This is a genomic window from Allobosea sp. (assembly GCF_035999205.1).
Taxonomy (GTDB): Bacteria; Pseudomonadota; Alphaproteobacteria; order Rhizobiales; family Beijerinckiaceae; genus Allobosea.
Genome location: NZ_DASYHA010000003.1, coordinates 33,584 through 56,869 on the forward strand (window position 1 = coordinate 33,584; position 23,286 = coordinate 56,869).

The window sequence follows — 23,286 nt, forward strand, 5'->3', positions numbered from 1 at the left end:
AAACGATAATTTAATTATGGTACGCATCCGTCAACTTTGATAAGTGCTACCCAACAAGCGTTGGCTGTAACCCTTTGCTTACCCAGCGCGGATCGGCAGGCGGGAGGACGCGCGATGCCGGGCTCGAGCATGTTCCGCAATGAAGCGGCGGCTTATCACTTCGTGGAGAGGCTCGCTTGGGAAGAGCGGCCGCGCTGTCCACATTGCGGGGAGCAGGAGCGGCTCGGGCGCCTCCAGGGCAGCAGCACCACGATCGGCACCTGGAAGTGCTATCGGTGCAGGAAGCCGTTTTCGGTCCGGATCGGGACAGCCTTCCATCACAGCCATGTGCCGCTGCATGTCTGGCTGCAGGCGCTGTATCTGCTCGCCGATGCGGGCGGCACGACCAGCGTGCTCGCGCTCGTTCAGACGCTGAGCGTGTCGCAGCGCACGGCGTGGCACCTGAAGCAGAAAATCGTTGCGGCGCTTTCCGAGGTCACCACCCATCAATTTTCACCTGACGCTATGCCCGACAACGGGGGCATCGTCGTGAACGAAAGCGAGCAGGCGCAGGCCTCGTGGGCGAGCGCCTGCCGCTATGAGCGCTTCCTGGCGGTCGTCGGGCCGACCAGGTCCCCCGTAACCTGGAATCGCTTTCTGTCGGGCCTGTCCAGCCTGCTTGGATGCCGGCGACCGACGGCCGATGCAGGCGAGGACGAGGAATTCCAGCTCGAGCTCGCATTCGATTTCCGCGAAGTCGGCCCGACCAGTCACCGACCGGCCGGATGGGCGGAGGAGGCGGTCAACGGTGCGCGCCAGCAAGCGGCAGAGTCACATGCTGATCCCATAACGCCTGGAGATAGCGGCGGTGCTGCCCTTCGCCAGCAGCGCCCAGTTCCGCAGCGCCATCGGGTTGCACCAAATCCGGGCTCCAGATTTGCCCTTCGCTAGTGGCGGAGGGGTCGATGAGCTCCAGCGCCTGGAAGAAGCCGAAACCGGCGGCCGCGCCATCAAGGAAGTCGGCATCGTCGCTGCTCGACAGCAGGCAGAGTTCCGCGCCGATCAGCTCGCCGCCGGCGCCCGTAATGGCGGTGAGCACCGATGCTTGCACCGAGGCAAGCGCATGGTCAGGCAAATGCGCCGCCCGGCGCTCGGCGAGGAGGGTTACGACCGTCGACAGGAAACCGAGCACCCGCGGATGCAGCCATTCGCCGGGCGGAACCGCAGGGTTCGAAGGCAGCGGCGCACCGAGTTGCAGCGAAACGGCAAGATCCTCGCGCAGGAAGGGCGCGAGCGTCGCCGCGATCGAGCGGCTCACCGATCTGGCTCTGACGAGACCGAACATGTTCTGGCCCGCGGCAACAGCGTGTCGGGGCTCAATATAGAGGAAGGCGTTGGCGATGAAACGATCATCCTTGCCGCAGCCCCCAGATTTCGCCACGTTGGAAGCGGCTGCGCAGGCGGGCAATGACGAGCGTCAGAAATTCATGGCGCTGGTCGGAGATCTCAACTTCTCGTGGTCGAACAATGAGAGCCTGTTCATCTATGTGCTGATGCTTCTCGCCGGTACGGATGAGGTCAAGGCAGCGATCATTCATGCGACCCTGAACACGACACGGGCACGGCTGGATCTCGTCCAGCGCCTGTCCAAGGTCGTCCTCGCCGACGGCATCGTTCGCCGCGAACTCGACGACATCGTCAACACGTTCTCGAACAGCACGAGGCTGCGCAACGAGCTCACCCACGCGACCTTCGTTCCCGGCAGCCATGGCGAGGTCTCGCATACGCAGAGCATGAAGCTGCAGGAAGGCGGCAGGAAGCTGCGCTTCGGCGCGGTGCGTTCCCTGGATGAGCAACGGCTCCACGAAATCCACGAGGCCGTTCAGGATCTGAAGACGCTCAATCGCCGCATCTGGGCGTTCCTGCCGCTCCTGGAACAGGCCATCGCCGACCGGGCGGCCCCGGCCTTGTCGGCCTGACACCGGGGCTCGCGCCTGGGCGCTCCGTCGCCGGCCAAGTCAGAACCGCAGCAGGCATTCCCGCAGCGTCGACGGCATCTCCGACGACGGCTCATCGGGCTTGATCCGCAGCGTCTGCCCCGCTACGGCGGCCGCGCGCACATCCCGCGGGTTCAGGCCGAATTCCTGCTTGAAGGCACGGCTGAAGCTCGATGCATCCTCGAAACACAGCGCATCGGCGATGGCGTTGATGCTGGCGCTGTTCGATGCATCGGACAAATCCGCATAGGCGCGCAGCAGCCGGCGCTGGCGGATATAGCGAGCCACCCCGCCATCGTCATGGACGAGCCGGTAGAGCTGCGTGCGCGACATGCCAATCTCGCGGCACAGCAAGGCGGCATCGAGCTCGGGCTCGCGGAGATTCCTGTCGATGAACTGCCGCACCTTCTCGCGGCGGGTCAGGTTGATCTGGCTGGTGGCAACGTCGAGCCGATCAGAGGACGGACCGGTGCAGGCCAGCACCATGGCGCGAACGGCATTGGTCAGGCGCGGCATGTCGGCCGGCTCGAGATCAACAAAGCTCCGCTCGAGCAGCCCGATATAGTCTCCGAGCAGCCGACCGAGCGGGGTGTCGAGGGCCTGCGCCTGGGCCGCATCCAGCACCGGGGCGAGTTCCCGGAAGCTGTCGCGCGGCAGATAGAGCTGCAGCCGTTCGTCCCGGGAGCGCTGGCTGACGAGTTCCCGCCCGAGCGACGACACATAGGGCACGGAGGGCGGTACATCGAGTTCGACGCCATCGCCGGCAGACCCGACGGTCCGTCGCCGGCCCAATGTGATGACCCAGTGGTCGATCGGGTTCGCGCGCAGGAGCGTGCGGTTGCGGACTGCCGTCAAACCCGGCGCCTTGACGTGACTCAGACCGAAATTATCCAGCGCCCAAACGACACTGCTGGCAGCGAAGCCGGAGTCCTGCTCGGCCAGCTCAACATCGAAGACGCCCTCGAACCAGCCCTGCCACGCGTCGAATTGCTGCCTAAGAGGAAGCTCACTCGTGGAAAAACGGACAGGAATCATGGGGCACCACAAACGCAGATGCCGCAGAGTTACATGATGCCGACAGACCGCAGCAACCTACACTATTGCATTGCGGCATTCGCGGCGTCGCTGCGAATGCCGTGCTGAGCATCGAATTTCGGCCTGTTTTCCCGCTCCTGCTACGGCAGGAACAGAAACGTCCATCACCAGCGGCGGCAGACCTGGACCCGGCGCGTCTGCCAGCGGCCGCGATGGTCGCGGAAGCGCCGTGTCTCCCACCAGCAGCGGCGGCGCGGCCCCCACTGGGCCAGTTCGACGTCGCTCTCGGTGCTGACGCCCGGAGCCGAGGCCACCGGGGCTGCGACAGCGCCATCCGTCACCACGACGGCAAGGAGAAGTCCGGCGGCCAGCGCGCATTGTCGAATGAACATGTTCATTTCCTTTCTCAGGCAGTCTGCCGCCCGGCCCGCTGTTCAGAAGCGCCAGATCAGCGGCACGATGAAGACCGAGACTACGAAGAACCAGATCATCAGCGGCAGACCAAGCTTCCAGTAGTCACTGAACTTGTAGCCGCCAGGTCCCATCACCATGAGATTGGTCGGCGTCGCGATCGGCGTGAGGAACGATGCAGCTGCCGCAACCGCCGTGCTCATCAGCACCGGGCGCGGCGAGATACCCATAGAGGCGGCCGCTGCGACCCCGATCGGGATGATGATCAGGGCCGTGGCGGTGTTGCTGATGAGCTGGCCCATGATCGCAGTCAGGACGAAGAGGCCGGCAAGCAGCGCCGTGGGGCCGGCGTCGCCAACCAAGGCGACGAGACGGTCGGCAAGCATCTTGGCCGCCCCGGTGTCAATCATCGCGGTCGAGAGCGGCATCATCGCCCCGACTAGGATCACCGTCGTCCAGCTGATCGCGCGATAGGACTGCTCGACGCTCATGATGCCGCAGAGGATGATCGCGCCGGCAGCGAGCAGCCCGGCCACCGCCGAGGGCACGATGCCGGTCGCCAGCATGAGCACCATCGCGAACAGGATGATGACCGCCTGCTTGGCGCCCGGTCCCATCGGCACGGCCTGGCGCCGGACGAGCTCCGGCGAACTCACGACCAGCACGTCGGGATCGTCGAGATGGGTATCGAGCGCCTTCCAAGTGCCCTGGAGCAGCATGGTGTCGCCAGACTGGAGCACGATGCCTCCGGCTCCCTTGGTGGCGTTGGCGGCTACGATCTCCTCGCCCGCACGCTGCACGGCAAGGACGATGAGATCACCGCTCTCGGTCACCATACCCGGGAATACGGTCTGCCCGATCAGGCCGGAACGCGGAGGGATAACGACTTCGGCAAGGCCGGAACGGCGGTTGAACAGGGTTTCCTCGCCCTGGCCGGAAGCGGCGCTCTCGTCACGGAAGGCGAGATGCATCGCGACCGAGAAGTTGGCCGCGGCCTCGGCGTCGCCGCGCAGCAGGATCTGGTCACCTTCCGCGATCGTTCCACGGCGCAGCGGGCCTCCACTCTCGCCCTCCTGGATCGCCACGAACTGAAGCCCGGGATAGGCCGCAAGATCCACCACGGACGCCGACTGGCCGATATAGGGACAGGTGGCGCGCACGCGCATCTGGTAGACGCCGCTGGCAAGGCCGTATTGCTCGACCAGCGTCCTGGCGTGACGGCTGAAATCTGTCGGCATGGTCGCGCCGTTGCGCTGCGGCAGCAGCTTCTCGCCGAAGAGGATGATGATCGCCATCGTGCCGGCCAGCAGCGGAATGCCGGCGAGCGCGAATTCGAAGAAGCCGAAGCCGGCCTTGCCGGCGTCGATCGCCGCCTCCGAGACCAGCACGTTCACCGGCGTGCCGGTGAGGGCCAGCATCGATCCGGCATGGCCAGCGAAGACCAGGGGCATCAGCAATTGCGAGGAATTGCGTCTGAGGCGAACCGCGATGACGACGACGACCGGCAGCAGGGCTGCGACGGCACCGTTCAGGCTGATCAACGCGACCAGCAGCGCGACGAGGCCCATCATCAGCAAGAGCAGCCGTGTCCGACTCTCCTCACCCGCGCCCTTGATCAGGAGCTGACCGGCCCAGGCCGTCACGCCGGTCATCTCCAGGCCCGAGCTGACGACGAAGAGCGAGGCGATGAAGATGACAGCCGGGTCGCCGAACCCGCTCAGCGCCTGCGGCAGGGTCAGGACGCCCGTCGCCCAGAGCGCCAGAGAGGTGCCCATCGCGACGAGCACGACGGGCACCTTGTTCGTGACGAACAGCACGACGGCAACGGCGATAATGAGGCCGGTATAGGCAATCGGGCTCACGAGGCAGCTCCTTCCTGGGCCCTTCCGGCCACGCTATCTCGCCGAAGACCTCAGTCCTCGAGCGTCGCCATCAGGATGCCGAGCCGGCAACCCTTCTCGTACTCGTCGAGCCGGACATACTCCTTGATCGTGTGGATCTCGGCCTGCCCCGCTCCGATGGTGATCGTGGGGACACCGGCCTTGTCGAGCCAGTTGGCGTCGAGCCCGCCATTGGAGAACAGGTAGGTCGGTTCGATACCGAGCAGTCCGAGCGCCTTGGTGGCGCGCTTCACGACAGGCGTGTCCTTGCCGAGCTCGAAGGGCGGATAGGCGGCGGCGCGGCGGAAGGTCACATCCGCGGTGTCGCCCTCGTGGTCTGTCACAGCAGCCTTGGCCTTCGCGAAGGCAGCCTCGTAGCCGTCGACGATCTTGGTCGCGAAGCTGAGTTCGGGGCTGCGCGCCTCGCCCTTGAGGAAGGCGTAGTCGGTGACGACGTTGGTGGCGTCGCCGGCCGGCTTGCCGTTCTTGCCGCCGAAGATGCCGATATTGCTGGTGCCGAACTCCTTGCCCTTGACGACCTTGCCGAACCAGCCGGCCGCCTTGGCCTCGGCGAGGCCTATCGCGCCGACCAGCGTCGCCGAGATGCCCTTGTCGGGTGCAACGCCGGCATGGGAGGCGCGCCCTTTGATCTCGACTTCCCAGTTCTCCTGACCGACCGCGCCGATGATCAGTTCGGAGGCAAGCTGGCCGTCGACATTGACGCACATGGCCGGCTGCTTGAGCTCCTTGGGATCGAGCTCGCGGGCGCCGTGAAGGCCGCTCTCCTCGCGCACCGTGAACAGCAGCGTGATCGGCGGGTGGGGCAGCTTGTTCTTGATCAGCGTCTCGGCCAGCACGACGAGCAGCGCGACGCCCGTGCGCGCATCGCCGCCGAGCGCGGTCGTGCCGTCGGAGACGATGCGATCCCCCTCGCGCTTCGGCTTGGCTCCAGCACAAAGCGGCACGGTGTCGAGATGGGTCGAGAACAGCAGGCGCGGGCCCGGCTTGGTGCCGGGCAACTCGACGATCAGGTTGCCGGTCTGCGTCGGCAGCGGGATGCGCTTGTTGGCGTCGTCGAAGCGGATCGCCGAAGCAGGCACGCCGATCTTCTTCAAGGCCTCACTGACGGCAGCGGCAATCGCGGCCTCCTCGCCGGTGACGCCCTCGACCGAGAGGAAGTTCATCAGGTGGTCGATCGCCGCTTCGACATCGAGCGGCACATTGGCAGTGCTCATGACATCCATCCGAATTTGGGCCCTTGTTCGAAGGCCTAGCCAGGAGTGTTCCAGAATTGGCGTAGCCGCCTACAGCCCCCAGGGCAGCCCGAGCATCTTCCAGACCGCGAAGAGTGCGGTCCACAGCACGAACATCCAGACGACGTAAGGCAGCATCAGCGAGACGATGGTGCCGACGCCGGCGTTGCGGTCGTATTTCTGGGCGAAGCCGACCACGAGGGCGAAATAGGCGTTGAGCGGGGTGATCGCGTTCATCGGGGAATCGCCGACGCGATAGGCCGCCAGCACGGCCTCCGGCTCGACGCCGAGCTTCATCAGGAGCGGCACGAAGACGGGTGCGAAGATCGCCCATTTCGCGATGGCGCCGGTCAGCAGCAGATCGATGATCGCGACGACGACGATGAAGCCGAGCAGCAGCGGCAGCGCGCCGATATTGGCCGATTGCAGGATGCCCGACAGGCTGAGCGCCATCACGGTGCCCATATTGGTATAGGTGAAATAGGCGACGAACTGGCTGAGCACGAAGAACAGGAAGATCGTGCCGCCGAGATTCTTGATCGACTTCTCGATCGCGGCAATGACCTCGGTCAGCGTCCTGAGCGTGCCGGCGCCGATGCCATAGCACCAGCCGGTGGTCAGGAACATTAGCATGATCAGCGCGATCAGCCCATTCATGAAGGGCGAGTTGCCGATCAGTTCGCCGGTGGTCGGATTGCGCAGCGGCGCCCAGGACGGCACCGTGAGCACGAGGAAGACCGCGATCAGCCCGAGCAGGCCGAGCCCGGCATAGCGCAGACCGCGCGATTCCTGTTCGGAGAGCGCCGCGCCCTGCTCGGTGGTCGTGCCCTCGGCCGCGAGCTTGGGATCGTAAGGGCCGAGCCGCGGCGCGATCATCTTGTCTGTAATGAAGGCGATGATCACCGTCAGGAACAGCACCGAGGCGATCGAGAACCAGACGTTCGAGGCGAGGCCGATCGAGCGATTGGGATCGACGAGATGGGCGGCGTCGTTGGTGAACTCGACCAGGACCGCGTCGAGCGGCTTGATCAGCATGTTGACGGTGAAGGCGCCCGCCACCGCCGCAAAGCCGAGCGCGAGGCCCGCCAGCGGATTGCGACCGACTGCTAGGTAGGCGATGCCGGCAAGCGGGATCAGCACGAGATAGCCGGCATCCGCAGCGATGCTGGCGATGATGCCCACGAAGGCGAGGATGTAGGTCAGCGCCCAGTGCGGCGAAACGATCACGAGCTTGCGGATCAGTGCCGTGACCAGGCCCGATTCCTCGGCGACGCCTGCGCCGATCATCGCGACGATCATCAGGCCGACCGCGGTGAAGCTCATGAAATTCGGGATCAGCGACGAGTAGATGAAGCGAATGCCCTCGATATTGAGCAGGCTGCGGATCGCCGTTGTCGCGGTCTCGACCTTATGGGTGTCGGGATTGATGCGCTCGAAGGTGACGGCGGCACCGAACAGGCTGAGTACCGCCGAGAGGACGATCACGATGCCGATCAGGATCAGGAAGATCACAACCGGATGCGGCACCATGTTGCCGACCTTCTCGACGCCGTCGAGGAAGCGCTGCATCGCCGTTTTCGGTGCGGTGCTTTCAATGGTGGACATGTCGGCCTCCCCCAGACTGGGACAACACCCAGTGCGAAACGATCAAGCCGCCGCGACATGATCGCGGCGGAGACGTCTCGCCGAACTTAGTCGCCTATGCCCGAAGGGCATCTGCACAGAATCCCAAAGCTTGGGCCGGATGTCCCAAACTTGGCAGGAATTCGGCAGGCATGCACAACCGCTGAACGGCATGACCGGGCCAACTTGTCTTGCTGCCGACACGGCGCTTCACTATCCTGACCGGGATCGTTCGGAGGGGGGCTCCGATCTGGCTGTCCTCATCGGGACGACTTCGGAGCTTACGTAAATGCGCGCGTATGGATGCAGCAGGTTCTTGCAGGGCCGCGATGTGCTGGCCCGCCCCGCGTGTCCATGGCAGGTCGGTTGATGAGGATCGGCGCGGGAACAGCAATGCGCAGCGCCCTGGCGACGGTCATGGCACTGCTGCTGGCAGCCTGCGGCTCGACACCCAGCGGATTGCTGCAGCCGGTCGGGCCGATCGCCGGCACGGACAAGGTTAACATGCTGACCGCAACCACGCGCGCTGCATCGCAAGAACCGGGAGTCCTCTACAGCGGCGACCGCGGCCGCGGCGTCTCCTTCAGCAATATCGTCGTCTCGATCCCGCCCGGTCGGGAGGCCGGGACAATCCAGCTGCCGCGCACCGCGCCTGGCAACCCGGCTACGGACTTCACCGTCAGTTCAGCCAGGGCTTTGAGCCGAGCCGAGCTGCCGGGTTGGTTCGCCTCGACCGGGGGGCGCAAGCGCCGGGCCTTCGTCTTCGTCCACGGCTTCAACACCCAATTCGACCGCGCGGTCTTCCGTTTTGCCCAGCTCGCGCATGACGCGGATGCCAATGCGGCGCCCGTGCTGTTCTCATGGCCGTCCCGCGGCCACTTGTTCGACTACAGGCTGGACCTCGACAACGCCTCCTTCTCGCGTACCGACCTCGCCGACCTCCTGCTTATGGCCGCTAACAGCCCGGCGGTCGGCGAGGTCGTCGTGCTCGCGCATTCCATGGGCGCCTGGGTCGCGGTCGAGGCGCTGAAGCAGGTCGCGCTGAAGAAGGGCGGAGTTCCGCCCAAGATCAACAATCTGATCCTGGCATCGCCCGATCTCGACATCGACGTCTTCCGCCGCCAGGTCGAGGAGATGGGGCCGCGCCGCCCGCAGATCACGATCTTCGCCTCGCAGAACGACCGGGCGCTGCAGCTCTCCCAATTCCTCGCCCGCGGCGCGACAAGGCTGGGCGCGATCGATCTCTCACGCGAGCAATACCAGGCGCAGCTGGGCGGCCTCGCGGGGATCACCGTGATCGATATGAGCGACGTGCGCGCGAGCGATCGCATCAACCACGACACCTACGCCTCCAGCCCCGAAATCGTCCGGCTGATCGGAGACAGGCTGCTGCAGGGCCAGGTCATCACCGATTCCGACGTCACGGGCACCTCGACGGCTGTCGAGACGCTGGGCTCGGCCGCCGGCCTTCTGATCACCGCCCCGATCCGCGTCTTCGACGCAGCCACCACAAGGTAGGAGCACTCTGCCCAGCACATGTTTCAAACGCAATAAATCGACGCGGTTGATCAAGATCAAAGCCGAACATCACGACAAAAACGATCTGAATCCTAGGGAAATGACAGCACGTTCTTTGATCTAATTCTGATGAGAAGCAGCCGACGGAGGCGAGTATGACAACTCACTCGAGCGCCCAGCGCCATCAACTTCCGGAGAGCTTTTTCCCTTCGGTCGCGATCCCGCAAGGCGACCCCGGCCATGAGTTGGACGAACGGATCTTCGCCACCGCCGGGATGCTCGTTCCACGCTCGACGCCGCGGCTTCCCGATGAGTGCACGGACACATTCTCGGAATGGCGCTTCGGCGATCTGACCTTGACCCGCGAGATCCGTCGCGATGGGCAACGCGAACCTTGGCAACCATCCCCCCACCACGCGCGACGCCATGGCAGCGTTACACTGCTCCGCACTGATCCGGAGCGCGCGCCGCCGACATTGATCGTGGCGCCGCGTGCCGGTCTCGCCAAGCCTCCGCTCGCCTGGCCGCAACCCCGTTCCGGACAGGGTCGCGAGGTTCTGACGCTGTTTCTGCCCATCGATGCGTTCGCGGGCTCGGAGCCCGAGGCAGCCATGCAGGCGCGGCGGATCGACGCCTCGACAGGCACTGGCGCCCTGCTGGCGCTTTTTATGCGCCAGCTCGCAGGGCAGCTCGACCACATACCCGATGATCGGGCCGCCATGCTGGCGGCCGCCACGCGCGCGCTGGTTCTCGCCTGTACGGCCCCGGCAAGCGTGCCTGCCGCAGCCACCGCCCCCTGCATCGCCTCCGGTGCTGTCGAGCGCGCCCGGCTCGTCGTGCAACGGCACATGGGCTCGCCGGATTTCGGTCCGCAACAGCTGGCCCGGCTGCTGGCGATGTCGCGCTCGAAGCTCTACCGCCTGCTCGACGGCGACGGCGGTGTCGCTCATTTCATCAACCGCGAAAGACTGACCCGGGCATGGGACGATCTGACCTCTCCCCGCGAAGCAGGTTCGGTCCACGCGATCGCCAATCAGGTCGGCTTCCGCGATCATTCGACCTTCAGCCGGGCCTTTCGTCGGGAATATGGCTGCAGCCCGACCGAGGCGCGCGAGCGCGCCCTTCTCTCCCGCCCCGATACCGGTCGCGAAGCTCTGCCGGAGAATGGGATGAACAGCCCAGTTTTGGGATTCTGAGCTGATCCGGCTGCGGGGGAGTGTTGCTAGCCTTCCGGCAGCCGCCTGAAAAATGGGCGCGATGACGCATGCCTGTGACAATGCCTGCCCAGAAGACACGTGCCCGTGTCGTGGTCAGACGGACGCGGTCTTGCGACGCCCAGGACAGACGCCCAGGACAATCGCGATGCGAGCGGATGATTGATGCGAAGGCCAGGACTCTTGCAGGCAGGACATGATGATGGCGGAGACGGCCGGAACAACGGCGAAGACGGGTCGCGCGGCATGAACGGGCGCGGCGTCGCCATGCCGAGAAGCCTTCACCTCGCCGGCTGCCTTACCGCGATCATGCTTCTCGTCGGGGGCTGCCAGCGCGAAGCCGAGAAGCCCGCTGCCCCGCCGGTCCGGACGGTGCGCACGACCACGGTCGAAGCGCCGCGCCAGATTGGCGATCTCGGCTTCACCGGCCATGTCGAGGCGCAGGATCAGGCCGCCCTGTCCTTCCGCATCGGCGGACGGTTGGCTGAACGCCTCGTCGGTGTCGGCGCCACCGTGGCCGAGGGCGAAGTCGTCGCGAGGCTCGATCCCGAGAACGAGCTCAATGATCTGCGCGCCGCCCGCGCGGCGCTCACGGCCGCTGAGGGCGCGCTGCGGAAGGCCGAGAACCAGCATCAGCGGCAGGAGCACCTGCTCGCGCGCAATGTCACCAGCCAGGCCGATTTCGAGGCCGCCGAGCAGGGCCGCGTCGCGGCGCGCGCGCAGGTCGAAGCGGCGCAGGCCCGCGTCCGGACGGCCGAGGACATCGTCGCGTTCACGACGCTCAAGGCCGATGCGCCGGGCATCGTGACGCGGGTCGGTGCCGAGCCGGCGGAGGTCGTTGCGGCCGGGCGGATGATCGTGCAGCTCGCGCGGCGCGACGGGCGCGATGCCGTCTTCGAGCTGCCGGCCGAGACGATCCGCGCCATTCCCGCCGACGCCACCATCTATGTCTCTCTGTCGAGTGACCCCGCGGTCAGCGTGCGCGGCCATGTCCGCGAGGTCGCACCGCAGGCCGACCCGGTGACACGCACCTTCCGGGTCCGCGTCGGATTGGCGAACCCGCCGCCCTCCTTCCGCCTCGGCACCGCGGTTTCCGGCAGCATCCGTGGTGGCGAGGTCTCGGGCATCGCGATTCCCGCGACGGCGCTGGCGAAGAACGGGCAGGATACCGGCGTGTGGATCGTTGATCCGAACGCGCTGACGGTCTCGCTGCGCAAGCTCGAACTGCTCTCGCGCGATCCCGCTACAGCCATCGTCGGCAAGGGGCTGGCTCTCGGCGACATCGTCGTCACCGCCGGCGCAAATCTCCTGAAGGAAGGGCAGCGCGTGCGCCTGTCCGGGACCGAGGCACGATGAAGTTCAACCTCTCCGAATGGGCCCTGAAGAGCCGCTCGGTCGTGATCTACCTCATGATCGTGGCGGTCGCGGCCGGCATCTTCTCCTTCGTCAAGCTCGGCCGCAACGAAGACCCCGCCTTCGTCATCAAGTCGATGGTCGTCGCTGCCGCATGGCCAGGCGCGACCATGGAAGACACGCTCAAGCAGTTGACCGAGCGGCTGGAGCGCCAGATCGAGGAGACGCCCGGGCTCGACTTCGTGCGCAGCTTCACGACGCCCGGCCGGACGACGATCTTCGTCAATCTGAAGGATTCCGTGCCGGGGCGCGATGTGCAGGAGACCTGGTTCAAGGTCCGCAATCTCGTTGCCGATATCCGCCACACGCTGCCGGCCGGCACGCAGGGGCCGTTCTTCAACGACCGCTTCGGCGACACCTTCGGCATCATCTACGGCTTCACCGCCGACGGCTTCAGCGGCCGCGAATTGCGCGACCACGTCGAGGCAGCCCGGTCGAAGCTGCTGCTCGTGCCCGACGTCTCCAAGATCGAGATCATCGGCGCGCAGGACGAGCGCATCTTCATCGAATTCTCGGTGCGGGAACTCGCCAATCTCGGCATCGATCGCAGCGCCCTGCTCGGCGCGCTGCAGAGCCAGAACGTGGTCAGGCCGGCCGGCGTCGTGCAGACTCAGAACGAGAGCTTCTCGCTGCGGGTCACCGGCGCCTTCCAGTCCGAGGCCGACCTGCTCAACGTCAATTTCCCGGTCGGCGACCGCATGGTCCGGCTCGCCGACATCGCAACGGTCAGGCGTGGCTTTGCCGATCCGCCGCAGCCGATGTTCCGCGTCAACGGTCAGGAGGCGATCGGGCTTGGCATCGCCATGCGCGATGGCGGCGACATCCTGGCGCTGGGGCAGAACATCAAGGCCGCGATGGACAAGATCACAGCGGACTTGCCTGTCGGCATCGAGCCCCGGCTCGTGGCCGACCAGTCCGTCACGGTCGACGAGGCCATCGACGACTTCATGACCTCGCTCTGGCAATCGGTCGCGATCATTCTGGTGGTCAGCTTCATCAGTCTCGGCGTGCGGCCGGGCCTCGTGGTGGCGCTCTCGATCCCGTTGACGCTCGCCGTGGTCTTCGCCGTCATGAACGTCGTCAACATCGACATGCAGCGCATTTCGCTGGGCGCCCTCATCATCGCGCTGGCGCTCCTCGTCGACGACGCGATGACGACGACTGACGCCATGGTGACGCGGCTCGCGGCCGGCGACGCGAAAGAGAAGGCAGCGACCTTCGCCTTCGATAAATATGCCGTGGCGATGTTTGCGGGCACGCTCGTGACCATCGCCGGTTTCGTGCCGATCGGCTTCGCGGCGAGCTCGGCCGGCGAATACACCTTCTCGCTCTTCGCAGTCGTCACGATTGCGCTCGTCGTATCTTGGTTCGTGGCGGTGATCTTCGCGCCGGTGCTGGGCATGGCGCTGCTGAAGGCGCCGCAGACTTCGGCGAAGGCCTCCGGCCCCGGCCGGGTCGAGAAGGGGTTTAGGAACCTCCTCTCCGGAGCGATCCGCGTGCGCTGGCTGACGATCGCGGTGACGCTCGGACTGTTCGTGGCTTCGCTGCTCGCCCTTCCGCTGGTGCCGCGGCAGTTCTTCCCGGCCTCGGACCGCACCGAGCTGCTCGTCGACATGACGCTGCCGCAGAACGCCTCGATCTATGCCAGCGAGTCGCTGGTGAAGCGTTTCGAAGCGGCCTTGAAGGATGATCCCGACGTCGCGCGCTGGAGCACCTATGTCGGTCGTGGCGCGATCCGCTTCTACCTGCCGCTGAATGCACAGCTTCCGAACGACTTCTTCAATCAGGCTGTGATCGTTGCCAAGGACTTGGCGGCGCGCGACAGGCTGCAGAAGAAGCTGGAGGCTCGGCTCGCGACAGAATTCCCAAATCTCGTCGCTCGCGTCTATCCGCTCGAGCTCGGCCCGCCGGTCGGCTCGCCGGTGCAGTACCGCGTGACGGGGCCCGATATCGTCGAGGTCCGGACCATCGCCATGAAGCTGGCGCAGGTTGTCGCCAGCAACGCGAATACCGACCAGATCAGTTTCGACTGGATCGAACCCTCTCGCGAATTGCGGTTGCGGGTCGACCAGGACGAGGCGCGCCGGCTCGGCCTGAGCTCGGCGGCGCTCGCCGGCATTGTCAACACGGTCGTCTCCGGCACGGTCGTGACGCAGCTGCGCGACGACATCTATCTGGTCGATGTCGTCGTGCGCGCCCAGGGCGCGGACCGGATTTCGCTCGACACGCTACGCACGATGCAGGTGGCACTGCCCGGCGGCCGCTCTGTGCCGCTCTCGCAATTCGTTACCTTCAGCTACGATCTCGACGCGCCGCTGATCTGGCGTCGCGACCGGGTGCCGACGCTGACCGTGGCCTCCGACATCAAGCCCGGCGTGCTGCCCGACACGGTCGTCAGCGCGTTGGCACCCGCCGTCGAGGAGCTGCGCAAGACATTGCCGCCCGCCTACGGCATCGCCACTGGCGGCACGGTGGAGGAAAGCGCGAAGTCGCAGGCTTCGGTGATCGCGGTGGTGCCGGTGATGCTGCTGATCATGTTCACCGTACTGATGGCGGAACTGCGCAGCTTCAGGCTCTTCGCGATCGTGGTCAGCATCGCGCCGCTCGGCATGATCGGCGTCGTCGGCGCGCTGTTACTGTCCGGCAAGCCGCTCGGCTTCGTCGCCCTGCTCGGCGTGCTCGCGCTGATCGGCATCATCACCAAGAACGCGGTGATCCTGATCGGTCAGATCGAATCCGAACGGGCGGCCGGCAAGAGCATCACGGAGGCCGCGCTGGACGCCGCCTCGACCCGCTTCCGGCCGATCATGCTGACCGCGGTTTCGACCGTGCTCGGCATGATTCCGATCGCGCCGACCGTCTTCTGGGGGCCGATGGCCTTCGCGATCATGGGCGGCCTGCTGGTCGCGACCGTCCTGACGCTGATCCTGCTGCCCGTGCTCTATGTCACCGTCTTCGGCGGCACATCGCCCGGCGCCGACAAGGCCCCTGCCAGCAAGGTCCAGGGCAACGGCCAGACCAAGGGCCAAGGCAAGCCCCCTCGCACCGCGGGAGCGACTGCACGATGACCCGTCGCCCTCTCCTCACGATGAACACGGATCGTTCCCGCCCGGCACGCCCCCTCCCCGGGCGCGCCCTGCTCGGCGTGACCCTGCTGCTCGCGCTCACCGCCTGCGACCGCGCCGAGAAGGCCGCGCCGAGCGCCGGCCGGCCGGTGCAGGTGGTCAAGATCGAGGCGGGCAAGCTCGCGGGAGGCGTCGACCTCAGCGGCGAGATCCAGGCTGAGAAGACCGTGTCGCTTGCGTTCCGCATCGCCGGCCGGATCACCGATCGCCCGGTCAATGTCGGCGACCGGGTCGCGCCCGGCCAGATCGTCGCCCGGCTCGACCGGACGATCGAGACCAATGCCGTCACCGCCGCCCGTGCCGCGCTGGAGGCAGCACGCGGCGAGGTCGTGACCGCACGCAACACCTTCGAGCGGCAGGAACGGCTGATGGGCCAGGGCTTCACCACCCGGCCACGCTTCGATGCCGCCGAGAAGGCGCAGGAAGCGGCCCAGGCCGCGCTCGAAAATGCCGAAGCTCAGCTCGAGCTGGCGCAGGACAGGCTCGGCTTCACCGATTTGCGCAGCGATGTCGCCGGCGTGGTGACGGCCCGCAGTGCCGAGCCCGGAGAGGTCGTCCAGCCCGGCCAGGCCATCGTCCAGATCGCGCGCGATGACGGTCGCGACGCCGTCTTCAGCGTCCCGGCCAGGCTGCTGGAAGCGAAGGCCGGCGAGCAGATCGTCCGGGTGAGGCTTGCCGAGGCACCCGGCGTCAGCGCGGTCGGGCGGATTCGCGAAGTCTCGCCGCAAGCCGATCCAGTCACGCGGACTTTCCAGGTCAGGGTCGGGCTGCAGGATCCGCCGGAGGCGATGCGCCTCGGCTCGACGGTCGTGGGGTCGATCGAGACCTCGTCCGCCGTGATCACCGCAATCCCCGCGACAGCCCTGACCCAATCGGGCACCTCGCCTGCGGTCTGGATCGTCGACCCCGTCAATTCCACCGTCAGCCTGCGGCCGATCGACATCCTGCGCTTCGACCCCGACCACGTGATCGTTTCGCAAGGGCTCGCGCCCGGCGAGACCATCGTCTCGGCCGGCGTCCAGGCGCTGCATTCCGGGCAGCGGGTGGCACCGTTGCCGGCGGCGGGCGCACGCAGCGCGGCGGCCGGCGCCGCCAAGACGCCGGGCTGACCGCGCCCGGACGCGGAGCGCATCCGCAAAGACAGCTGAGACCTCAACCGAAGGAGCCGAGAACATGAGCGATCTGGTCTTCATCGCATTCCCGACAGAGGAAAAGGCCGAGGAGGTCCGCAAGAAGGTGCTCGCGATGCAGCGCGAATACCTGATCGAGCTCGGCGACGCCGTCGTCGTGGTCAAGGACCAGGCCGGGCACATCAAGCTGAACCAACTGATGAACCTGACCACGACCGGGGCAGCCTCTGGGGCGCTCTGGGGCACGCTGATCGGCTTCATCTTCATGGCGCCGCTGCTCGGGACCGCGCTTGGCGCAGCCTCGGGCGCTCTCGGCGGCAGGCTGACCGATGTCGGCATCAACGACCAGTTCATGAAGGATACGGCGGAGGCACTCCAGCCGGGCACCGCCGGGCTGTTCCTGCTGATCCGCAAGATGACGACGGACAAGGTGCTGGCCGATCTGCGCGGCAGCGGCGGTACGCTGATGAGCACCTCCTTCGACGAGACCAAGGAGGCGGCCTTGCGCGAGGCGCTGGCGGCCGCGGCCCCGAGCGGAACGGCTGCACCGGCCGCGACATGAGCGCAGCCGCAGCGGCCGGGCCCTTGGCGGAGCGGGCGCAATGGGCGCTTGCGACCGCGCGGCTCGACGACTTCCAGCCGCTGCTGCCGGCGGAGGAAGAGGTCGTCGCCCGGCTGCTCAGCGGCAACTACGACCGGCTCGGCGACGGCACGAGGCCCGAGGCACCCGATCCGAGCCGCGTTATCCGCGCCTCCTTCCTGCGCTTCCTGATGCTTGGCGGGCAGGAGGGTTGCCGCCCGCACGAGAAGGGCGTCCGGATCACCGGGGCCTGGATCACCGAGACGCTCGATCTTGAAGCCTGCCATGTCTTCCGCGACATCGGGCTGATCGATTGCCATTTCGAAGCGACGCCGATCCTGCGCGCCGCGATCATCAACCGTCTGTTCCTGGACGGCTCGTCCCTGCCCGGCCTCGAGGCCGAGCGTCTGGAGGCGCGCGGCGGCGTCTATCTGCGCGGCGCGCATGTCCAGGGCGAGGTCAACATCCCCCAGTCCCGGCTCGGCGGAAATCTCGAATGCGACGGGGCGACCATCCGCGCGCCGAGCGGGCGCGCGATCGACGCGGCAGCGATCGAGCTGCGCAACCTGCTGCTGCGTGGGGCGACCCTGCGCGGTGGCATCACGGTCGCCGGCGCCCGTATCACCGCCGATCTCGACTGCGCAGGCGCGGTGATCGAGGAAGCGGACAGCGTCGCAATCGATGCGACTGAGGTCGAGAACGGCGGCAGCGTCGTGCTGCGCAAGGCCCAGATCGCCGGCGAAGTCCGCCTCGTCGCGGCCGTGGTCAGCGGCGATCTCGACGTCAGCGGCGCCGAACTGAAGCAGCCGGGCACGATGGCGCTCGACCTCAGCCGTGCCCAGATCAAAGGTGCTTTCTTCCTGCGCAACGAGGCCCGCATCGGCGGTGCGCTCGCCATGACCGGAGCCTCGATCGGCACCATCCATGACGAGGCGGTCTGCTGGCCGGCGCCTGGCGACCTCCTGCTCAACCGCTGCCGCTACGGCGCCTTCATCGCCGCCCCGGTCGATGCTGCGAGCCGGCTCGACTGGCTGTCCCGGCAGGCACCCCAGCGCTGGGGCGAGGATTTCTGGCCGCAGCCCTATGAGCAGCTCGCCTCCGTCTTCCGCGAGATGGGCCATGGCGAGGATGCCCGCAGCGTCCTGATCATGAAGGAAAAGCTGCAACGCCGGGCGCGGCGGGCGCGGGCGCGCAACCCGCTCTGGCGGGCCCTGCTGCGGCTGAACGACAACTTCCTCGCGGTGACCGTCCGCTATGGGCGCCAGCCGCTGCTGGCCTTTCTCTGGCTGACCCTGTTCTGGGTCACCGGCGTTGCGGTCTTCGGGGTGGCGGAGGCCGGCGGTGCCTTCAAGCCCAACAGCGCCGTCGTGCTGCGCTCGCCGGAATGGGCGCTGTGCGGGGTGACCACCGCCGAGCAACGCCTGATCGGCTCACCGCCGCAGTCGATGAGCGGGCGGGCGGCACCGGGGCAGACGCAACTCGCCTGCTATCGCGAGCAAGGCGAGGCTTCGAGCTACCCTGCCTTCAACCCGTGGTTCTATTCGCTCGACACGCTGCTGCCGGTGCTCGACCTCGGCCAGAAATCGTTCTGGCGCCCGAATCCGAACAGCACCGTCGGCAGGATCGCGATCAATTACTTCTATTTCCAGGCGATCGTCGGCTGGGCGCTCAGCCTGCTGGCGGTCGCGGGTTTCTCGGGGCTGGTGAAATCGACATGATCGGACCGGCCGGCGCTACTGCGAGGGGGTGAGGGTTGAGCAAGGCTCCAAAGGCACAACAGGGTGCGGCGACGGCTGCGAGCGGCAGCGAACGCGCGCCGCTCATCATCGACCTGGCATTGCAGGGCGGCGGCGCGCATGGCGCCTTCACCTGGGGCGTGCTCGACCGCATCCTCGAGGAGGACTGGCTGACGATCGAGGCGATCTCGGGCACCTCGGCCGGAGCCATGAATGCCGCCGTGCTGGCGTCGGGCTTCGCAAAGGGCGGCCGGGAAGGTGCAAGGCTGGCGCTCGAGGCGTTCTGGCGCAAGACATCGGAGGCGGCGCGGTTCAGCCCGTTCCAGCGCAGCCCGCTCGACATCCTGCTCGGACGCTGGACGCTCGACAATTCGCCTCTCTTCGTCGCGATGGACATGATGTCCCGCGTCGTCTCGCCCTATAGCCTCAACCCCGGCGGCTCGAACCCGCTGGCGGACATCCTGACGGACGTGATCGATTTCGAGGCGCTGGCGGCCGGCCCGATCAAGCTCTTCATCACGGCCACCAATGTCCGCACCGGCCGGGGCCGCGTCTTCCGCAATGCCGAGATCACGCCGCAGGTGCTGCTTGCCTCGGCCTGCCTGCCGACCCTCTTCCAGGCGATCGAAATCGACGGCGACGGCTATTGGGACGGCGGCTATTCCGGCAACCCGACGATGACCCCGCTGATCCGCGAGAGCAATGCGCTCGACACGATCCTGGTCCAGATCAACCCGGTCGAACGGCCGGGCACGCCGACCACGGCGCGGGATATCCTCAACCGACTGAACGAGGTCTCGTTCAACGGTGTCCTGCTCAAGGAACTCAGGATGATGGCGATGCTGCGCAAGGGCGCAAATCCGAAAGACGGCGAGGGCGCGCGTTGGGCGGGGATGCGGGTCCACCGCATCACCAGCGACAGGATGGCCGAGCTCGGCTACTCCTCGAAGCTCAACGCGGAGTGGGAGTTCCTCACGATGCTGCGCGCCGAGGGCCGCCAGTCCGCAGAGCTGTTCTATCGGACGCATCAGGACGATATCGGCAAGCGCTCGACGCTGGACCTCGACGAGTTGACCGAGGGCGTGTGAGCGGACTGTTTCGCTCATTTCTCCGGCGATCCGCGCCGGTCACAGCGGGCGCCCCCAGGGAGATCCGGGATCCATTCCCAACCCTTTCCGGCGAATGTGGCGGAATGGATCCCGGGTCTCGGCTTCGCTGCGCCTGGGATGACGACACGACTTTCTACTCCAGGCTCCGCGCGGGCAGGACTTGACGGGAATGCAGATGACAAGCGGCAAGATTCATCAAGGCGCCCAGGTGCTGATCGCCATCATCCTGGTGGTCGCGGCCCTGTCCGTGGCGAGTTCCGTCTTCGCTCCGGTCGCCTTCGCGCTGTTCATCATTGCGCTGGTCTGGCCGCTGCAACGCGCCTTGCAGGGTGCCCTGCCACGCATGCTGGCGCTGTTCATCAGCATCGTCGTGATGGTGCTGGCATTCTTCGCCTTCGGCTCGCTGATCGTCTGGGCCTTCGGCCGGGTCGGGCGCTGGATCGTCAGTGACGCCGGCCGCTTCCAGGCACTGTACGACCAGGCGACGACCTGGCTCGAAGGACACGGGATCGCCGTGACCGGTCTCTGGGCCGAGAACTTCAACGTCGCCTGGATGCTGCGCACGGCGCAGACCGTGACCGGCCGCCTCAACACGACAATGAGCTTCTGGCTGGTGGTGCTGGTCTACGTCATCCTCGGCCTGCTCGAGGTCGAGGACTTTGCGCGCAAGCTGAAGGCCATGCGTAACCGCGTCGTCGGCGACGTACTGTTGCGCGGCAGCGAGCAGACGGCGGCGAAGCTCTACCGCTATATGCTGGTGCGGACTGCGATGAGCGTCGTTACAGGCCTGCTCGTCTGGGGCTTCGCGAAGGCCGTCGGCCTGCCGCTGGCGGCAGAATGGGGCTTCATCGCCTTTTCGCTGAACTACATCCCCTTCCTCGGCCCCTTGGTCGCGACCGTCTTCCCGACGCTGTTCGCGATGACCCAGTTCGGGTCGTGGGAGGCGGTGGTTTCGGTCTTCGCCTGCCTGAACCTGATCCAGTTCGTCGTCGGTAGCTATATCGAGCCGCGCGTCTCCGGCAGCGCCCTCGCGATGTCGCCGGCGCTGGTGCTGTTCTCGGTGTTCTTCTGGAGCTATCTCTGGGGCATCTTCGGCGCCTTCATCGGCGTGCCGATCAGCATCGCCCTGCTGACCTTCTGCGCACAGCACCCGGCGAGCCTGTGGGTGGCAGAACTGTTAGGCTCCTCCCCGCGCGAACCAATACCGGCGAACGACGAAAGCGTGAGCGGCGCGCTGGCCAACCGGCCTTGAGCGCTCACCGGGCCGGAAGATCTCGCGCCTCGTCGTAAGACGCGCGCCCGCGCAGGGCGCGACCACGCTGTTTGCTCAGATCGGGTTTCCAGGCGAGATCTCGACCCTCTCCGGCGCCAGCAGGGCGAGCCCCCCATCGGCACCGGCGGCAAGTCGGTGGATGTAGAAGGCGGTCGGCTCATCGTTCGTCGCCTCCATGACGGGCGACGGCGCCGAGACGATCCGGAGCGCGCCGCAGCGGCCGATCCAGTCGACATGGCGGTGCCCATGCATCGCGACCAGCCTGCGCCCATGCGGCTTGAGCTGGCGCACGAAGCGGCTGCCATTGATCAGCGCCGTGCCGATCCGCTCCGAGAAGGCCTTGGCTCGCTGCGGATACTCGACCGGATGGTGATGCAGCGCGATGATCCAGCGCGCCTGCGGATATTGAGCCAGCGCGGCGAGCATGGCCCGCATATCCTCCTCGGCGACGAGGCCGAGCGCATTGGTGAAGGAGAAATGCGTCTCTGCATTCGAGTTCAGCAGCACCACGCCGAGCCCATCCGCCTGCGCCGGCGGGAGCACCATCGGAAAGACCTCCTCCCAGATCGCCGACAGGCCCATCGACAACCGAAGGCCGCCCGCATCGGCGAAGGCCCCGATCGCCTCACGATGAGGTTCGAGCCGGTCGGACAGGGTCTTGCCGATCTCACCCGCATTTTTGTCGACGACATGGACGCGCGCGCCCTGCACGGCTTCCATGGCCGAGAGCGTCCGCATCTGCCGGAGGCGCTTACCCGGGCTCGTCGGCAGTTCGAGCCGCGCCGGATTGGCCCTGTCTACGATGTTGACGTCGTGATTGCCGGGCAGGATCAGCGTGCGCTTGGCGAGCTGCGGATGGCGCGCCAGCGCGTCGAGGAACTCCGCCCATTCGGCCGAACGACCAGCATCGGTCATGTCGCCGGTGATCAGCACGGCGTCGAGCGGCGCCTCGGCGTGGATCGCCGCCAACCGCTCCAGTACGAGCCCGAGCCGCTCGTTGCCGCGCGGACCGGCGCGCCCGCTCTCGATGCGGAAGCCATAGCGCTCGCCGACGACATGGATGTCGGAGAGATGCGCCACGCGCCATTGCCGCCCCGTTGCCGGCGCATCATCGAACCGGGCCAGATCGCGCGGCTGATCCATGATGGCATCGGCGATGCCCCAGGCCAGCGCGGCGACCGCGAAGAAGCCGCTCATGACGGCGACCGTGTTGGCCAGCGCCGGCACCGCGAGGCGCAAGGGATGCGCGAGATCAGCGACCTCTCCCGACCAGCGTGTCGCCGGCCAGACGGCGGTGGCGATGCCGCCCGCTACGAGCGCCGCGCCGAGCCCGGCTGCGAAGGCCGTCAGCGCCCGCAGGCGGGCTCGGCTGTCCTCGCTGGCGCCGGCAGGGAGGAAGCGCTCGGCCAGATGGCGCAGCCCTTCGCGGGAGAGCACATAGCCTGGCTGGACGGCCAGCGAATTGAGCGACCAGAAGCTGCGCTCCGCCGCCCGGAACAAGGGCCGCAATCCGAACCAGCCGATGGCGCCAACCGCGACGAGGATCAAAAGCGGGCCAATTCCGGCCAGCGCCATGATCCGGCCGGAGATGTTGCCGAACCAGGCGGTGACGAGGAGCGGTGCGACGCCGAGCAGGATGCCCGGAACCAGAGCCAGGATGACCCAGGCCAGGGCGAGTTTCGGCAGGTTGATCTCACCGAGGAGGGAGCCCGCGATGGCGATGAGCGAATGCGTCTTGGTGCTGCTCGCATCGTCCTCGGCGTCGCCGTGGCGCGGTTCGATCAGCATCGGCGGAGGCCTCCGGAGGACGCTGACGCTTGCAAACGTCTCACTGGAACCATCGGCACGACCTGAAACGGCCCGCCCGCAAAATGGGACGGCGGGCACAGAACTGAGACAGGCGGCAGATGCCCGCCCCGGAAGCGGATGCTACCTTAATCCATCAGCGTAACGCAATATCATACCGTTCGATTTAACAAGAGACACTCACCCCGAATGAAACTGGAAAGA

17 protein-coding genes are annotated in these 23,286 nt (G+C 66.6%); 11 read left to right on the forward strand and 6 right to left on the reverse strand.

Annotation, left to right across the window (positions count from 1 at the left end):
* Positions 1–114 precede the first annotated feature (114 nt).
* On the forward strand, positions 115–930 hold the full coding sequence (locus tag VGN82_RS00455; protein WP_327525006.1) for an IS1595 family transposase: 816 nt from the start codon (positions 115–117) through the stop codon (positions 928–930).
* Positions 931–1,394: 464 nt separating this feature from the next.
* On the forward strand, positions 1,395–1,958 hold the full coding sequence (locus VGN82_RS00460) for a hypothetical protein (protein WP_327525007.1): 564 nt from the start codon (positions 1,395–1,397) through the stop codon (positions 1,956–1,958).
* A 39-nt stretch (positions 1,959–1,997) separates the two neighbouring features.
* On the opposite strand, the gene VGN82_RS00465 is transcribed toward VGN82_RS00460, so the two are convergent.
* From VGN82_RS00465 to VGN82_RS00485, 5 genes are all read right to left on the reverse strand, one after another.
* Entirely contained in the window at positions 1,998–2,831 is an 834-nt protein-coding gene (locus VGN82_RS00465) for a helix-turn-helix domain-containing protein (RefSeq protein ID WP_327525008.1), read from the reverse strand.
* A gap of 344 nt (positions 2,832–3,175) precedes the next feature.
* Positions 3,176–3,403, reverse strand: coding sequence for a hypothetical protein (locus tag VGN82_RS00470; protein ID WP_327525009.1), 228 nt, complete (start codon positions 3,401–3,403; stop codon positions 3,176–3,178).
* Positions 3,404–3,445: 42 nt separating this feature from the next.
* Complete coding sequence (locus VGN82_RS00475; RefSeq protein WP_327525010.1) at positions 3,446–5,284, reverse strand: SLC13 family permease; 1,839 nt, start codon at positions 5,282–5,284, stop codon at positions 3,446–3,448.
* Positions 5,285–5,334: 50 nt separating this feature from the next.
* On the reverse strand, positions 5,335–6,546 hold the full coding sequence (locus VGN82_RS00480) for a M20/M25/M40 family metallo-hydrolase (protein ID WP_327525011.1): 1,212 nt from the start codon (positions 6,544–6,546) through the stop codon (positions 5,335–5,337).
* Between the two features lie 60 nt (positions 6,547–6,606).
* On the reverse strand, positions 6,607–8,160 hold the full coding sequence (locus VGN82_RS00485; RefSeq protein ID WP_327525012.1) for an AbgT family transporter: 1,554 nt from the start codon (positions 8,158–8,160) through the stop codon (positions 6,607–6,609).
* Between the two features lie 411 nt (positions 8,161–8,571).
* Here VGN82_RS00485 and VGN82_RS00490 point away from each other — a divergent pair, with 411 nt between their 5' ends.
* From VGN82_RS00490 to VGN82_RS00530, 9 genes are all read left to right on the forward strand, one after another.
* Complete coding sequence (locus tag VGN82_RS00490; RefSeq protein ID WP_327525013.1) at positions 8,572–9,696, forward strand: alpha/beta hydrolase; 1,125 nt, start codon at positions 8,572–8,574, stop codon at positions 9,694–9,696.
* A gap of 356 nt (positions 9,697–10,052) precedes the next feature.
* Positions 10,053–10,892: a helix-turn-helix domain-containing protein gene (locus tag VGN82_RS00495; RefSeq protein ID WP_327525014.1), complete on the forward strand. Its 840-nt coding sequence runs from the start codon at positions 10,053–10,055 to the stop codon at positions 10,890–10,892.
* A gap of 285 nt (positions 10,893–11,177) precedes the next feature.
* On the forward strand, positions 11,178–12,266 hold the full coding sequence (locus VGN82_RS00500; RefSeq protein WP_327525015.1) for an efflux RND transporter periplasmic adaptor subunit: 1,089 nt from the start codon (positions 11,178–11,180) through the stop codon (positions 12,264–12,266).
* On the forward strand, positions 12,263–15,391 hold the full coding sequence (locus VGN82_RS00505) for an efflux RND transporter permease subunit (RefSeq protein WP_327525016.1): 3,129 nt from the start codon (positions 12,263–12,265) through the stop codon (positions 15,389–15,391). Before VGN82_RS00500 ends, VGN82_RS00505 begins: the two co-directional genes overlap by 4 nt.
* Positions 15,388–16,557 (forward strand): efflux RND transporter periplasmic adaptor subunit, encoded by a 1,170-nt coding sequence (locus VGN82_RS00510; protein WP_327525017.1) that lies wholly within the window; start codon positions 15,388–15,390, stop codon positions 16,555–16,557. Before VGN82_RS00505 ends, VGN82_RS00510 begins: the two co-directional genes overlap by 4 nt.
* Before the next feature lie 64 nt (positions 16,558–16,621).
* Positions 16,622–17,140 carry a DUF1269 domain-containing protein gene (locus tag VGN82_RS00515; RefSeq protein ID WP_327525018.1) on the forward strand — a complete coding sequence of 173 codons (519 nt, stop codon included), beginning with the start codon at positions 16,622–16,624 and terminating at the stop codon, positions 17,138–17,140.
* A complete protein-coding gene (locus tag VGN82_RS00520) occupies positions 17,137–18,876 on the forward strand; it encodes a hypothetical protein (RefSeq protein WP_327525019.1) in 1,740 nt (579 codons plus the stop codon). The genes VGN82_RS00515 and VGN82_RS00520 overlap by 4 nt, the downstream gene beginning before the upstream one ends.
* A gap of 35 nt (positions 18,877–18,911) precedes the next feature.
* Positions 18,912–19,982, forward strand: a complete 1,071-nt coding sequence (locus VGN82_RS00525; protein ID WP_327525020.1) for a patatin-like phospholipase family protein — start codon at positions 18,912–18,914, stop codon at positions 19,980–19,982.
* Between the two features lie 196 nt (positions 19,983–20,178).
* Positions 20,179–21,255, forward strand: a complete 1,077-nt coding sequence (locus VGN82_RS00530; protein WP_327525055.1) for an AI-2E family transporter — start codon at positions 20,179–20,181, stop codon at positions 21,253–21,255.
* 75 nt (positions 21,256–21,330) lie between these two features.
* Here the strand turns inward: VGN82_RS00530 and VGN82_RS00535 are convergent, their stop codons facing one another.
* On the reverse strand, positions 21,331–23,064 hold the full coding sequence (locus VGN82_RS00535; RefSeq protein ID WP_327525021.1) for a metallophosphoesterase family protein: 1,734 nt from the start codon (positions 23,062–23,064) through the stop codon (positions 21,331–21,333).
* Between the last annotated feature and the right edge of the window lie 222 nt (positions 23,065–23,286).